This is a genomic window from Sphingobacterium sp. HJSM2_6, assembly GCF_049316305.1.
Lineage (GTDB): Bacteria > Bacteroidota > Bacteroidia > Sphingobacteriales > Sphingobacteriaceae > Sphingobacterium.
Window position 1 is genome coordinate 118,156 of record NZ_JBMOXB010000007.1, and the last position, 16,001, is coordinate 134,156.

The window sequence follows — 16,001 nt, forward strand, 5'->3', positions numbered from 1 at the left end:
TTCTACCTTGTAGTTATAAACCGAGCACACATTTATTTTTTTAATACAGGATTATAAGACCAAAGTATTGGATTATAATTTTTTTATAGGGTTACTTAACCGATTAAGTAAAATAGTTATCGGTCATGTATGGATAATATGCATAGTGAAAGCTACTTAACTAGTTAATTAAATGGGAATATCATTAAAAAGCATAGCGCAAGCACTTAATTTATCTAAAACTACGGTTTCCTGGGTGTTATCTGGAAAAGCTTCAGAAAAGAACATCAGTGAATCTACGGCTAAAAAGGTCTTGGATTATGCCAATAGTATAGGATATGAGCCTAATTTAATTGCTAGAAGCTTGAATACCGGAGAAACAAAAACTATAGGCCTTATACTGCCTTCGATTTCTGATAGTTTTTATTCTGCCATAGCGAAGGAAATTGAAGCGAATGCAAGAAAAAAAGGGTATTCATTAATGATTAGTAGTTCTGAATCTGATATTGATCGGGAAGGGGAGATTCTTCGTTTATTCAAATCAAAAAGTGTGGATGGTATCATCCTAGCGCCAACCAAACGCTCAAAGGTAGAGATCAATCGGTTAATTGCAGAGGATTATCCTTTAGTGACAATAGATCGTTATTTCCCTGAATTGAATATGAATTACATCGTCATTAATAATCTGGAGAGTTGTTACTTGCTTACCAAGCATTTATTAGGAAAAGGCTGCAAAAATATTGCATTCATAACGACGAATTCCTATTTAACAACGATGTCATTTCGTAAAGAAGGATATGAAAAGGCTATTCAAGAGTGGAATTTTCCAATTAATACTGCGCTAATTGGCGAGGTTGATTTTAAAGGCTATGAGCGCAATTTGTATAATGTATTGGATGGAATTTTTGAAAAAGTTCCCAACGTGGATGCTTTTGTGTTTAGTACACAAATTTTAGCGTTAGAGGCATTTCAATATTTTTACGATAAGGGGATTGCTCCAGATTTTGAAATGGCAAGTATTCACGAAGAACCTATATTTAAAGTGCTAGCACCTAAAATAAATGTCGCAAAAATGCCTGTTGAAGAAATCTCAATTAATGCCGTGAACATATTAATTGATCAAATAAAATTTAAAAGGAATTTATCGAAAAATCCGGATGCTCGACCAGCGTTGAATCAATTAATGCTTTCAACGATTATTGAGTATAGAAGTTGAACATTAGATTAGCGGATTAACTAACAATAATATTGTGGTCAATATAGTGATACACTGTTGTTGAATACTTATTTAACTAGTTAAGTTGATTTTTATATTGGAGTTTATTAGTTGTTTTATTTAAACCTAACAATCATTTATATCAGAAAATAATCCTATGAAAGTTATTCTAAAATTGATTATTTGTTTACCTACTTTGTTGTTTTTTTCCTGTAAATCTAAGCAGGTAACAGTAGATGGACTGCGCTGTGAATATCAAGTTTCACCAATTCACATAGATGTTCAATCGCCGCGATTTAATTGGAAATATAGTGCAGAAACAAGCGAAGGATTTAAACAGAAATTCCATCAGCTTGAAATTGGAAAAACATCAAAAGATGTGGAATCTAATGTTTTATTATGGAATTCGGGTAAAATAGAAAACCCTCAAGGATTAGGACATTTTGCGAGTGATAACCCCCTAGAATCCCATCAATGGTATTATTGGCGGGTTAGAATTTGGGATTATTCAGGTAATGAAAATGTATCTGCAATCGATAGTTTCCGTACGGCAAAAATAAATCAAACCGATTGGAAAGCAGCGTGGATAAGTGATAAGCATGATAAATCATTTGGTCCTGCACCTATGTTTAGAAAGCAATTTGCTGTTCAAAAGCCGGTAAAGTCTGCGTTTGTTTATGTGAGTGCTGCAGCGTATTACGATTTAAAAATCAATGGGAAAGCCTCAGGACCTGAAGTTTTAGATCCAGGATACACTCATTATGATAAACGAAATATTTATAGTGTAAAAAATGTTTCTCATTTAATCCAGCAAGGTGAAAATGTATTAAATGCAGTCGTGGGAAATGGATTTTTCAATGCTGATGCACCTGTTGCCACTTGGGACTTTGAAAAAGCACGTTGGAGAAATAGAGCGCAATGGATTATGGAATTGCAATTAGTCTATGCAGATGGTACACAGGAAATCATTTCTACCGATGAGACTTGGAAAACGAATACAGGTCCGCACGTTTATAATAATATTTATAGTGGAGAGTGGTATGATGCAAATTTGGAATTTGATGGTTGGGATCAGCCCTCATTCGATGATAGCAAATGGGATCATGCAATTCAAGTGAAGGCGCCTTCCAATTTGTTGATTGCACAAGCGATGCCGCCAATGAAAATGACAAAAACCTATGATCCGGTATCTATAAAATCCTTTGGAGATTCTGTGTATGTTTTTGATATGGGAATTAATTTTACTGGGGTATGTGAGTTGATAGTGGAGGGGGAGAAAGGGACTAAAGTAACGCTTACGCATGGAGAATTAATTAAACCTTCAGGAAGGATAGAGATGAGAAATCTCGATATCTATTATAAACCGATCAAAGATGTCGAGTTCCAAACAGATACTTATATTTTGAAAGGCATTGGCAAGGAGCATTTCACCCCTTCATTTACTTATCATGGTTTTCGGTATGTGGAAGTTAAGACGAGTAAACCTCTAAATTTAACGAAGGAATCGCTGATAGGTAAATTTATCCATACCGATATGGAGGATGTTGGGGAATTTAGTTGTTCTAACGAGTTACTCAATAAAATTTGGTCAGCTACCAAGCAAACATACCTTAACAATGTTCAAGGTATTCCAACAGACTGCCCACAACGTGAAAAAAATGGTTGGACTGCCGATGGTTACCTTGCTATTGATATCGCACTCTTAAATTATGATGCACTTACGTTTTATGAGAAGTGGCTAGATGATTTTGTGGATAATCAAAAACCTGAAGGAAATATTTCTGGAATCATACCTAGCGCTGGTTGGGGCTATGACGATTGGATAGGTCCAGTATGGGATGCCGCCATGTTTATTTTGCCAGATGCCTTGGAGCGTTATTATGGGGATGCTAAGGCAATAGAGAAAGTGTATGCAAGTTGTGAACGCTATTTAGCCTATTTGAAGAATCGTGAAAATGCGGAAGGTACCGTTACCTGGGGTATTGGAGATTGGGTTTTTTATAAAGCCCAAACGCCAACTGATTTTACCAGTACCTGCTTTTATTATTATGACCAAGTTTTAATGGCCAAATTCAGTAAAAAGCTTGGAAAGGATGCATCGGTTTACTTAAAGAAAGCTGCTGAGTTAAAGGACCTCATTAATCGCAAATATTTAAATCAGGAAAAGGGAATGTATGCAAATGGTACACAAACATCATACGCTGTTCCATTGGCATTGGGAATTGTGCCTACAGAACTGGAGGGTAAGATTGCTGAAAATTTGAATAAGGCTGTTGCGTCAAATGATTATCATTTGGATTTTGGCGTGTTAGGCAGTAAATATGTTTTGCGGATGCTTTCTAAGTATGGATATGCTGAAACAGCTTATAAAATGGCCTCAAAAGAAACAGCTCCTTCATGGGGATATTGGATAAAGCAGGGATTAAACACCTTGGGAGAGACTTGGGTTTTATCGCCAGACTTTAGGGATGCATCAATTAATCATGTGTTCTTAGGCGATGTGAGTGCTTGGATGGTGAATACCATTGCTGGGATAAACTATGATGAAAATCGACCTGGATTTGATCATATTATCATAAAACCAGATTACATTCAAGATCTTCAATTTGCTAAAGCTTCTTACAAGTCTGTAAAAGGGCTCATCATTGCTGATTGGAAAAGAGTGGATGGTAAAATTACACTGTCTGTTGAAATACCTCCAAACAGCACAGCGACTATTCATACCGATAAAAAAATCGAAGTAGGAAGTGGAAAATATGAATTTACTTTTTAGCATTTAAACGCATTAAATATGGATACATCATAATCGGGAACCCCTATGCAATCTACCTCGTGCTGTTAAATTAACCACTTAGCATCACTGTAAAAAAACTATAAATCTATAAATACGAATATGAAAAAATTGCAAATTATTGTCACGCTTATTGGCGTGTGGCTGGCCAGTATTGGCTTTGCATATAGCCAAAACCAAGGAGCATCTGAGCTCCTTACCGGCCGAATTGTAAACACAAAACTAGAGCCTATTATTGGAGCTACAGTATCTGAAGTTGGGAATACTTCGAATGTAACGAGTACCAATAACCAAGGGGAGTTTCGATTAGCTGTCAGAAAAAATTCAGAAATTTTAGTCAATTTTTTGGGTTATCAACCACAAACTGTTAAAGCCAATTTTGGACAGGTACAAGTGATTACATTGCTTCAAAATGAGGAAGTTATAGACGAAGTACTGGTGGTGGGCTATGGCGAGCAAAAAGCGGCTACCGTATCGGGCTCTGTTTCTCAAATAAAAACAGATAAAATTACCGTTGCTCCACAAGTTAATGTGACGCAAACATTAGCAGGACAATTACCAGGTTTAATCTCTAAACAAACCTCCGGTATTCCTGGTGCTGATGATGCAAGCTTAAATATACGTGGGTTTGGAAGTCCATTGGTCATAGTAGATGGTATTGAGACCAACTTAAATAATTTAGATGCAAATCAAATCGAATCAGTATCCATCTTAAAGGATGGTGCAGCATCGATTTATGGGGCTAGAGCAGGTAATGGAGTTATTTTAGTGACTACTAAAAGAGGTAAAGCTGGAAAGCCAACCATCGCTGTAAACTCTTCCTTAAGTCTTCAAGGTTCAACAAAAGTGTTTAGACCAGCAACTTCCGCTGAACGCGCACAATTTGAAGTTGATAAGTGGATTAATTCTGAAAAACCAGCAGATCAAGTTCCATTCTCTGCGGAGGAAATTCAAAAGTTTAGAGACGGGTCTGATCCGAAGTATTTAAATACGAATTGGTTTGATGAAACGATACGGAAATTTGCACCGCAGCAAAATCATAATTTATCGCTTTCTGGTGGATCTGATCAAATAAAATATTACGGATATTTTGGGGCAAACCGTCAAGAGACTATTTTAAAAACAAATGGTGGAAATTATAATCGCTATAATTTCCAAACCAATATGGAAGCTAAAGTGACCAGTCAATTGACTGCATTAATGGATATTCAATATTTTAAAGAACAACGTTTTTATCCTTCTGGGGCTGATGGTGTTGGAAGCAATAATAATTTCTGGAGGGATTTAGTGTATGCAGCAGATCCTTCGTTTCCTTTAACATTGCCTGATCCAAACCATATAGCCTACGCTGGTATAACCTATGGTAATCCAATATGGGCAACCAACTCCGATAAGAGTGGGTATCAAGATCGCGTCAATAGTACTACGCAGTTCCGTGGTGAATTGAAATATGATATTGCGCAAATTCCAGGTTTAAATATTAAAGGAAATGTGATTTATCGTAATAATAGCTATGACCAGAAAGTGGTTAAAAATCAAGAACGATTCTATACATACAATGGAGATACTGACCAGTATACATTTGTTAGAAGTTCTCAAGATCCACTTTATTTGAGTAGAGCAAGTACGATGGATTCTGAAATCGTTCAACAGTACTCTTTAAACTATAGTAATTCCTTTCAATCCGTTCATAATTTTACTGGTTTATTCATGTATGAATATATCAACGAGAAAGGAAGATCTTTTGATGCTTCAAGGGGTGGATTTCAATCCATGGCTTTAGAAGAATTGTTTGCAGGAGATCCTACTACCGCAGCAAATTACTCTTCCAGTTTCAATAATGGGCGAATATCTTGGATAGGAAGGCTTAATTATAATTATGCGGATAAATACATGGTAGAGACGATCCTAAGAGCTGATGCTTCTTCCAGATTTTCTAAACAAAATCGTTGGGGATATTTCCCAAGTATCTCCGCAGGATGGAATATTGCGAAGGAAAACTTTATGGCGAATCTTCCAGCGTTTGATAATTTGAAACTACGTGCTAGTTACGGAACCTCAGGTTATGATGCAGTCGCGAATTTTGCCTATTTAACAGGATTTAAGTTTGATGGTACTTACACCATTAACGATAAGCTAATTACGGGACTTATTCCGGCAGGTCTTGCGAATGCTAATCTGACTTGGGAGCAGATGAAAATCTATAATGTGGGATTGGATTACGCTTTATGGAACAGAAAATTATATGGTGAATTGGAATACTTCTATCGTGAGCGCTCCGGAATACCAGGTAATCGATCCATGTCATTACCATCATCATTTGGTGCTGAATTACCCGTAGAGAACCTGAATGATCAAAGTACACAAGGGTTTGAATTTAGATTAGGAACTACAGGTCAAGCAGGGGAAATCACTTACGATATCTCCGGTAATATTTCACGTTCTCGTTCTTCATGGATTTACATTGATGAACCTATTTACAGTGATTCAGATGAGATTAGGTTATACAAGAGAAGTGGTCAATATACCGACAGAAGAATAGGGTATGTATTTGATGGATTATTTACCAGTCAAGAAGAAATTAATCAATGGACGAATACATTTGAGGCATTAAATAACGACAATAGTTCTTTAAGACCAGGTGACGTTAGGTATAAGGATCTAAACGGAGATGGTATTATTAACTGGCGTGATATGAAAGAAATTGGTAAAGGTGCTGAACCACATTGGAACTTTGGTGCAAATATCAATCTTAAGTATAAACAATTTGATTTATCAGCTTTGCTACAAGGGGCATTTGATTACACAACCAATGTGAATTTTGATGGTGGACCTACACAATTAAATTATACCAGCTATTGGAATCCTAGAGACAATAATAAAGCAGATGCTTTACAACCAAGACCTTCAGGTTCATCGACCAATGGATTTTATTCGGATTATAGAAATCATAATACGTCTTATGTTCGATTGAAGAATTTAGCTGTTGGATATAATTTGCCAAATCATATTTTGGATAAAGCAGGTATTAGCCGATTAAGGGTTTATGTTGCTGGAACCAACTTATGGACGATGAGTTCTTTAAACAAATTTGGAGTAGATCCTGAGATGCCTGAAGGATTTGGAGTTGGGGTATATTATCCTCAACAGTACACGATGAGCGCAGGTGTAAATTTAACTTTTTAAACTTAAAGCAATGAAAAGAAAATTTAATTTAGCATACATACTATTGGCTACTGCCAGCTTAACTTCTTGTTATAAGGTATTGGATCAAGTTCCTACAGATCGATATACCGATGCCGTCGTATGGTCCGATCCCTATTTACTGGAGGCCCATTTGACCGAACTATATTCGAATGTTCCTGTCATGGTCAATGATGCCATTTGCTTAATGAACACTTGGAATGGCGCACCAATGAACCGTGATGGTAATGATTTCGGTACTATTATGGGTTTTAGTGCTCAAATGGAAGGACCTGTTAGAACCAATGAAATCGCCGATGAAGCAAAATATAATTTTGGTGGACAAGCGCATTTATTGGATATGAAAGAGAATGGTATTCAGGCCAATGGAACAGAACTGCAGTGGTGGGGAAATGCCTATTATAGCATAAGAAATCTAAACAACTTTATCGAGAAAGCTGCAGCATCCAGTATAGAAAACATCGAAATAAGAATAGCGGAAGCGAAGTTTCTCCGTGCATTCTGTTATTTCGCAATGGTCAAAAGATATGGTGGTGTTCCCTTAATAACCAAGGTGCAAGAACTTTCAGATCCAGAGGAAGTGTTGTATCCAAAGCGGAATACGGAAAAAGAAATCTATGATTTTATCATCAGTGAGACCGATGAAATCGCATCAATACTACCAAGCAGTGCCGAAAAAGGAAGAGCATCCAAATGGGCAGCTTTAGCACTACAAAGCCGCGCAGCATTATTTGCGGGCAGTATTGCTCAATTTGGAACCAAGCAATTAAGTGGAGTATTGGGATTTGAGAATGCTGAAAAAACAGCCTATTACCAGAAGAGTTATGATGCCAGCAATAAAATAATACAAGAAGGTCCTTTTGCATTATATCAAGGAGATGCAGATAAAGTACAGAATTTCAAAAATATCTTTATCAAGAAAGGTAATGTAGAAGCTATTATGGTAAAACAGCATTCCGGAAATGGCTTTTTAGATGGAGGATCTAACAGGTGGTCTTGGGATATGGTAGAATGTCCTAGACCCAATGTTTGGGGGGTAGGAAACTATCATGGACCGTATTTGGACTTCGTGGAAGAATTTGAAATGAAGGATGGTACAAGTGGAAAAATAGATCGTGCATATGCGAAGAGTAGGTTATGGACGATGGAGGAACTTTGGGGAAATAAAGACCCAAGATTCTTTGCGACTGTCTGGACACATGGAACCACTTGGAAGGATGCCGTTGGAGGACCATTAGGGGCAAATAAAATTGATATGCATAATGGGATCATGTCTCGTCAAAATCAATTGCTGGATGGACGTTACGATTCCTATGAAGGCTTAGCAGCCGTAGGCGATCAATTAGTGCGTTTTAAAGAAGGAAATACACCAAATACCGGATTTGGAGTCATGAAATACTTAGATCCAAATGCCAATAATTTCAATTGGTTTAGTGAATCTACCACAGATTATTTGATATTCAGGTATGCGGAGATATTATTGAATTTTGCTGAAGCGGCCTTTGAACTAGGAAAAACTTCCGAAGCATTAGTTGCCATAAACCAAATTCGTGAACGTGCGGGAATCGCTCCATTAGGGAGTGTAGACCAAGCGAAAATACGCCATGAGCGAAAAGTAGAATTGGCTTTTGAAAACCACCGGTATTGGGACCTACGTCGTTGGAGAACAGCCGAATCATCCCTTACAAGAACATATTCCGGATTACGCTATATATATGATGCGGCATCGGGAAAATATCGACTTGATTTCATAGAGGATATTGATGGAAGAGCTAAAAAACCAACCTTTCCGGCGAAAAATTATTATTTTCCAATTGGGCAATCCAGAATTGCCGCTAACCCACAGCTGGTAGAAAATCCAGGCTATTAAAATTTGAAAAGTTGTTGAACGTCATTCCAATTATTAAAAACCCATTAATAAGCTCCTTAAGGAAAATAAGTATCCTTAAGGAGTGGGATGATAATATAAATAAACCCTAAACTTATGGTTAAGAAACAGATGAAATACCTCCTTTTATTCGTCTTATTTGTAGGAATATCATGTTCCGATAAAAAGTTAGAAGCAAAAGTAGATGACCCTAAAGAAGATATGAAGAGCTATCCAGGTTTGTCCGTATCTTCCACAGGCACATTATTGTTGAATGGAAAAAACTTTCGGGGTATAGGCGTAAATTATTTCAATGCGTTTATCAGAACCTTAGAACCAGGAAGTCAAAATGACCAGTCCTATATTCAGGGATTGGACTATTTAAAAGAACGAAAAATTCCATTTATTCGATTTGCTATCAATGGCTATTGGCCCAAAAACTGGGATTTATACCGAAATGACAAAGAAGCCTATTTTAAGAGTTTAGATGCATTTGTAAAAGCGGCGGAAGATCGGGGTATTGGTTTAATTCCTTCTTTCTTTTGGCATACGCCCACGGTACCTGATTTGGTAGGAGAACCCGTAAATCAATGGGGAAATGCAAAAAGTAAAACCCACGTATTCATGAACAACTTCATCGAAGAAGTGGTAAAAAGGTATAGAAATTCCCCAGCTATTTGGGGATGGGAGCAAGGGAATGAAGTCAACCTGTTGGTAGACCTGCCAGGAGATGACAGCAACTTACCACCTGTAGTTCCTTCCTTGGGAACACCCAATTCCCGCAGTAAGTCCGATAAATTGTCAAGCAATGATTTGTTGGTCATGATGAAAGCTTTCGGCAATACTATTCGAAAATTAGATGCATCAAGAATCATCATATCTGGAAATGCTATAGCAAGACCATCAGCCTACCATCTTCATAAACATAAAAACTGGACGAAAGACAGCAAATCTGAATTTAAAGAGATTTTTGCCTTACAGAATCCGGATCCGATCAATGTGTTATCAAGTCACCTGTATAAAGCCAGCAGTACAGAAGGATATTTCGCTGATGAAATAATGGATATAGATGGTTTAGTTGGGAGCAGTATGGAACTAGCATTAGCATTGAAAAAACCACTTTTCTTAGGCGAATGGGGCGCACAACAAGCAAAGTATGGTGAAGATACTAGGGCAGTATTTATGGAAATTTTGAAAGCTGTAGAAGACCATCAAGTTCCAATATCTGCCATGTGGGTATTTGACTATCCTCCTCATGATACTGAAGAAGGAATAAACGTATCACCCAATAATGGCCCGAGGGAATATATGCTTCAAGAAATTATGAAAGTGAATAGCCGTATGAATCCTTAATTCTATCAGAAATAATTATTTCATCTTAAACAGATAAGCAAGTTTCAAAAAGTGAAAAAAGAGTAATGTACGATAAAGAAGAAAAGATTTTTGGTATTGATATAGGCGGGACAAAATGTGCAATAACCTATGGAAAAAAAAAGCAGGATAAATTAATCCTAGTGGAGGAACTGCAGTTCAACACTACCGAGTTAGAAGAAACGATCGCGAATATCCTAAGTACTGTAGAGGGTTTGATGAAAAAGCACCATTTAAATCCGAAAGATATTGCTGCTATAGGCATCAGCTGCGGTGGGCCATTAGATAGTGAAAAAGGCATCATATTATCACCTCCAAATCTTCCCAGTTGGGATCAAGTCCCAATTGTAGCTATTATTTATGCTCATTTTGGCATCAAAGTAGGCCTACAAAACGATGCAAATGCTTGTGCTTTAGCAGAATGGAAGTTTGGATCAGGACAGGGAGCTAAAAACATGATTTTTCTTACCTTCGGAACAGGTCTAGGTGCTGGATTAATACTAAATAATCAATTGTATACCGGAACCAATGATAATGCGGGAGAGGTAGGACATATCCGTTTAGCGAACTTTGGTCCTGTGGGTTATGGAAAGGCAGGTTCATTTGAAGGTTTCTGCAGTGGAGGAGGGCTTGTTCAAATTGCCAAAATGTATATCCTTGAAAAATATCAAATGGGCATAAATACCGCATGGTGTTCCATCGCTGATCTTGATTCCCTTACCGCGAAACAAATAGCAGACGAAGCCTATCGTGGGGATCCATTAGCCATTCAGATTTTTGAGACTTCCGCCAGGGAGCTAGGGCGTGGTTTATCCCTGCTTATCGATATTTTAAATCCAGAGCTGATTGTAATTGGGGGGATTTATACCCGATGCTTGACCTTAATGGAACCTATCATACAAGAAGTAATTCACAAAGAAGCCTTGACCAACTCTTCACAGGTTTGCCAAGTTTTACCTGCCTTATTAGCCGAACAAATAGGCGCTTACTCAGCGCTATCGGTAGCAGCCAATATTATTTAATATGATTCAAGAAAAAATAGTAAATAGCTTATTGGAATCGCAACGAATATTAGATTCCTTTATTTCCAGTAAGCCAGAAATACAAATCGAAAAAGCTGCGGTACTTATAGCCTCAGTAATACGAGCGGGGGGTAAAGTGATTTCTTGTGGCAATGGTGGTTCCCTATGCGATGCTACCCATTTCGCAGAGGAACTTACAGGTCGTTACCGCGAAAACCGCAACCCATTTCCTGCCATCGCCATCAACGATCCAGCCTATATGACATGCGTAGGAAATGATTTTAGCTTTGAGGATATCTTTTCAAGATATGTGGAAGCGTTGGGGCAATCAGGCGATGTCTTATTAGCAATAAGTACCAGTGGGAAATCGGAAAATGTACTTCGTGCCGCCAGGAAAGCCAAAACCATGGGGATAGCTGTCATTGCGCTCACGCATAATGAACCCAATGTATTAGCAAACGAGTCGGATATCGTGTTAGGCAGTCCGAAATCAACGTATTCAGATAGAATTCAAGAAATACATATCAAAATCATTCATACATTAATAGAAGCTATAGAACATCAATTAGGTTAGTTTTATTTAAAACAGATATTATGAACAAAATTTCGATACCTACCTTATTTGCTATTGCAAGTATTTCATTCAGTAGTTGTAAAACCCAAGGAACCTATCAATCTGTACACTTGGGAACGGCAACAGGAACTCAGTTGGAAGCCATGGGTGCAGAACTAGATCCTCATTTTTTTTCTCAAAATCTTACCCGACAAGATGGTGCAAAAGCAGAAGATTGGAAACTGGTAGAGCAACGAGTGAAAAAAATGGAATTGCAAAAGCTGCGTGTGATGGTTCAACCTCAATGGTTTGAACCGGTAAATGATAATGCAGATCCGCACACTACGGATGTCTCTAAGTTCACCTTTGATTCTCCGGAGATGAAATCTTTATACAAAGTGTTGGATATAGCCCAAGAAAATAACATGGCCGTTTGTATTGTTATTTGGGGTTGCCCGGTGCATGTAGCACCTTTAGATCCCAATTATGCCCATGTAAAAACTTCCTTCATGGCAGATCCAAGTAAAAAAGATGTATGGATTACGGGGCCTACAGATTACGATGAATGGGCAGAGAATTATGCGGTTTTAATCAAGCATCTAATTGAAGATCGGAACTATACCTGTGTAAATGAAATTACGCCGATGAATGAACCTGATGGGGGACCATTATTAACATCGACGGAATATATTAAAATGGCAAAAGTTTTAGATACGCGCTTCAAAACAGAAGGTTTACGAGATAAAATACATTTCAATTTATCCGATAATACCGATACAAGGACCTTTTATTTAGAAGACTGTGCAGCGAACCTGCAAGAGCAAGCAGATATCTTTAATTCCCATACCTATATTTTTGGTTACGATACTCCAAATGATACCATTTTTAAATGGGAACAAAATAATGTAAACATTTCCAAGAAGGCAGGCAAAAAACACTTGGTCGGGGAATTTGGCTCCAATCAAACCGTAGGTGCCACTAGACAACGCGATATCGATTTGTATGAGCGTGGTGTTCTTATGACTCGATTAGTGCTTAATTTCTTTAATGCAGGGGCATCAGGCGTCAGTTATTGGAGTCTTATCGATCAGTATTATGGTCGCGACGCAGATTATCAACAAATGCAACAATTGGGATTGTGGAAATATGTTAAAGAGGCCTATAAAGGAGATTCGACCTATCACCGTATAAAAGAGGATTATGAAGTAAGACCACAATATTATGCCTATTCGCTTTTAACAAAACACTTAAAGCCGAATGCTGAAATATATCCTATTGATTTGAAGGATGACTTTGCCATTGGAACTGGATTTAAAAATGTTGATGGCAAATGGGTTTATGTCTTTGCCAATGGTTCTGAGGACGACAAATCCCTTTCATTAGAAGATGCGAATATGGAGGGTCAATTTTCCGTATTTAGATATGAGGAAAATGCGCTCCCTCAAGGGGATGAATTAATCCGTGCTTCAGATAAAGTTGATTTCAAAAAGGGAAAATTAACCATTAAGGTTAAAAAGAATTCAACTGTTTTATTAAAGCAGGAATAAAGCGGGACCTTGTGGAAATAGTAGCAAATGATTTTTCAAATGAATACACTCATTAGCAGGAAGTTCGTTTTTAGTATATTCAAAAGGTTGAACTTGAAAATCATTTTTTATTAGCATCATTTAGCTATAATTTCAACTGGGATAAGCCCCAATATGAAAAGTAAAGATGAGGAAAAAGCGTATTTCAATATTAAAACAAAGCATGTGAAATCTTATTTAAGCCAATAAGCATGTATTTGTTTGCGCAATTTTCAAATCAGCTAAAAATATGATATTTTTAAGCGTATAATTATTCTAAACCTAATCAATAACCAGGCAAGAAAAGGAATCTTTTTACCTATGCAGATTCTTTTAAACCGCCAATAATTTTAAATACTATGATCAGATTACAGCACTATTGGAGAGTGTCTTTGCTCTTATACGGTCTATTTTGCCTACCTATCTTAATGAAGGGGCAATCGAATATGATGTTTCAAAAATCAGCTATTGAAATTAATAAGTGGGTTGATCAACAATTTAATGCAAAGACGATTCCTCCATTTTCATTTCAGTACAATGGTCAAGCATCACAAGCCTTCATTAAGAAATGGAAATTTGAAAAGAAAGAATTGCAGAGTTCAAACCCTGATTCCAAAGCGTATGAGTTTTCTTGGACAGACCCCAAGACCAAATTAAAAGTGAGGTGTGCAGTTGATGCATACCCTAAATATCAAGCGGTGGAATGGGTACTGCACTTTGATAACTTGACAAATACCAATTCAGGTCAGATCAAAACGGTAGAAACCATAGATGCGGCATTTCAATTTAAAAACAGCAATACCATCGATTTACATTATGCAGATGGCACCCATGTTTCCAAAGCAGATTTTAATCCTCGTGTGAAAACTTTTAAAATTGGGGAATCCCTGCAAATCATTCCAGAAAGTGGACGTTCATCAGACAATGCATTTCCATTTTTTAATATCGCCTCATCCAGTCATGAAGGCGTTATAGCAGCGGTAGGTTGGACAGGAACTTGGCAAGCGAATTTTAGTCATGCCCAACAAGAGGAGCTTCAATTCAAATCTGGTCTAAAATATCTTGATGCCTATTTAAAACCACAAGAATCCATTCGTACAGCTAGTATATGCTTATTATTCTGGCAAGGAGAAGATCGTATGGTTGGACACAATAATTTTAGACGCTTTATGCTTGAACATCAGACGCACCAAATTAATGGTAAGCCAGCCGAATATCCGATGTCCAACAGTTTTAATTATGGCGATCCTTTCCCTTGCAATGAGTATACCTGTCTTACAGGAGATTATGCAATTGCCTTAATCAATCGGTATAAGCAATTTAATTTGTTGCCAGAAGTTTTTTGGTTGGATGCCGGTTGGTATACTGGATCGGCAGATGTTGCTAACAATAAAAACTGGGCAAATACGGTAGGTAATTGGGAAATCGATTCTGTGCGTTTTCCGGGAGGTTTAAAGCCTATTTCCGAAGCCGCACATCGGGTAGGGTCTAAGTTTATGGTTTGGTTTGAACCTGAACGAGTGATTAAGGGAACTAAGTGGAGTGTAGAACATCCCGAATTTATGTTGGATGCTAAAGGCGCCGATGCGCACCTGTTTAACCTTGGAAACCCAGAAGCGTTAAAGTGGCTTTGCCAATATATTGGTGATTTTATGGAAGAAAATGGAATCGATTATTACCGTCAAGATTTCAACATGTCTGTCGATAACTTTTGGGAACAAAATGATGAAGCAGGAAGAAGAGGCATACAGGAAATTCGCCATATAGAAGGCTTGTATGCATTCTGGGATTACCTTCTTGAACGTTTTCCTGAAGCTATTGTAGATAATTGTGCTAGCGGTGGTAGACGTATAGATTTTGAGACAATGAAGCGTAGCGCACCGATGTGGAGGACAGATTATCATTATGGGGAGCCCATAGGTTATCAAACCCATACCTACGGATTGAATTTCTTTTTAAATCAAACTGGAACAGGCGTAGAGAAGAGTGATAAGTTTACCTTCAGGTCTAGTTTAGGTACATCAGTCGTATTCAATTGGAAAATAACCGATAAATCAGCCAATATCATTGATATGCAAAATTGCATGAATGAATTTAAAGAAGTAAGACCCTATTTCTATGAAGATTATTATCCACTGACTGCTCATCCAGATATGACCATTGACCAAATATGGTTAGGTTATCAACTCAATAAACCAAGCGATGATTCCGGATTTATTGTTGCTTTCCGCAGAGATAAAGCGGCTGATAAATCCATTCAAGTGAAATTATCTGGAATAAAACCCAATAAACAATACAAGATCAAAAATTACGATACTCAAGAAGAGCAAGTAAAATCTGGTCAAGAATTAATCGATGGATATACTTTAACATTAGAACAGCCTCGCAGTTCCATTTTATTAAAGTATGCCGCTGTTCAATAAACCTAAATGA

Annotated in this window: 9 protein-coding genes; all 9 read left to right on the forward strand. The window is 37.5% G+C overall.

The features are described from left to right. Positions 1-172 precede the first annotated feature (172 nt). The 9 genes from ACFRAE_RS08260 (at position 173) to ACFRAE_RS08300 (ending at position 15,991) form a co-directional block, all read left to right on the forward strand. A complete protein-coding gene (locus tag ACFRAE_RS08260) occupies positions 173-1,195 on the forward strand; it encodes a LacI family DNA-binding transcriptional regulator (protein ID WP_422796667.1) in 1,023 nt (340 codons plus the stop codon). Between the two features lie 157 nt (positions 1,196-1,352). After that, a complete protein-coding gene (locus ACFRAE_RS08265) occupies positions 1,353-3,968 on the forward strand; it encodes a family 78 glycoside hydrolase catalytic domain (RefSeq protein WP_422796668.1) in 2,616 nt (871 codons plus the stop codon). Between the two features lie 120 nt (positions 3,969-4,088). Continuing rightward, positions 4,089-7,172 carry a SusC/RagA family TonB-linked outer membrane protein gene (locus ACFRAE_RS08270; protein ID WP_422796669.1) on the forward strand — a complete coding sequence of 1,028 codons (3,084 nt, stop codon included), beginning with the start codon at positions 4,089-4,091 and terminating at the stop codon, positions 7,170-7,172. A 10-nt stretch (positions 7,173-7,182) separates the two neighbouring features. Beyond that, the gene (locus ACFRAE_RS08275) at positions 7,183-9,060 is read left to right on the forward strand and encodes a RagB/SusD family nutrient uptake outer membrane protein (protein ID WP_422796670.1); all 1,878 of its coding nucleotides are present in this window, start codon (positions 7,183-7,185) and stop codon (positions 9,058-9,060) included. A gap of 114 nt (positions 9,061-9,174) precedes the next feature. Next, on the forward strand, positions 9,175-10,410 hold the full coding sequence (locus ACFRAE_RS08280) for a cellulase family glycosylhydrolase (RefSeq protein WP_422796671.1): 1,236 nt from the start codon (positions 9,175-9,177) through the stop codon (positions 10,408-10,410). A 65-nt stretch (positions 10,411-10,475) separates the two neighbouring features. Further along, positions 10,476-11,450 (forward strand): ROK family protein, encoded by a 975-nt coding sequence (locus ACFRAE_RS08285; RefSeq protein ID WP_422796672.1) that lies wholly within the window; start codon positions 10,476-10,478, stop codon positions 11,448-11,450. Position 11,451: 1 nt separating this feature from the next. Further along, positions 11,452-12,024, forward strand: coding sequence for an SIS domain-containing protein (locus ACFRAE_RS08290; RefSeq protein ID WP_422796673.1), 573 nt, complete (start codon positions 11,452-11,454; stop codon positions 12,022-12,024). A gap of 20 nt (positions 12,025-12,044) precedes the next feature. Then, entirely contained in the window at positions 12,045-13,550 is a 1,506-nt protein-coding gene (locus ACFRAE_RS08295; RefSeq protein WP_422796674.1) for a hypothetical protein, read from the forward strand. A gap of 377 nt (positions 13,551-13,927) precedes the next feature. Continuing rightward, the gene (locus tag ACFRAE_RS08300; protein ID WP_422796675.1) at positions 13,928-15,991 is read left to right on the forward strand and encodes an alpha-galactosidase; all 2,064 of its coding nucleotides are present in this window, start codon (positions 13,928-13,930) and stop codon (positions 15,989-15,991) included. Positions 15,992-16,001 lie beyond the last annotated feature (10 nt).

Bases quoted from the DNA above. Each gene is read 5' to 3' on its own strand.
- ACFRAE_RS08260 (WP_422796667.1), top strand. From the start codon at position 173: ATGGGAATATCATTAAAAAGCATAGCGCAAGCACTTAATTTATCTAAA.
- ACFRAE_RS08265 (WP_422796668.1), top strand. From the start codon at position 1,353: ATGAAAGTTATTCTAAAATTGATTATTTGTTTACCTACTTTGTTGTTT.
- ACFRAE_RS08270 (WP_422796669.1), top strand. From the start codon at position 4,089: ATGAAAAAATTGCAAATTATTGTCACGCTTATTGGCGTGTGGCTGGCC.
- ACFRAE_RS08275 (WP_422796670.1), top strand. From the start codon at position 7,183: ATGAAAAGAAAATTTAATTTAGCATACATACTATTGGCTACTGCCAGC.
- ACFRAE_RS08280 (WP_422796671.1), top strand. From the start codon at position 9,175: ATGGTTAAGAAACAGATGAAATACCTCCTTTTATTCGTCTTATTTGTA.
- ACFRAE_RS08285 (WP_422796672.1), top strand. From the start codon at position 10,476: ATGTACGATAAAGAAGAAAAGATTTTTGGTATTGATATAGGCGGGACA.
- ACFRAE_RS08290 (WP_422796673.1), top strand. From the start codon at position 11,452: ATGATTCAAGAAAAAATAGTAAATAGCTTATTGGAATCGCAACGAATA.
- ACFRAE_RS08295 (WP_422796674.1), top strand. From the start codon at position 12,045: ATGAACAAAATTTCGATACCTACCTTATTTGCTATTGCAAGTATTTCA.
- ACFRAE_RS08300 (WP_422796675.1), top strand. From the start codon at position 13,928: ATGATCAGATTACAGCACTATTGGAGAGTGTCTTTGCTCTTATACGGT.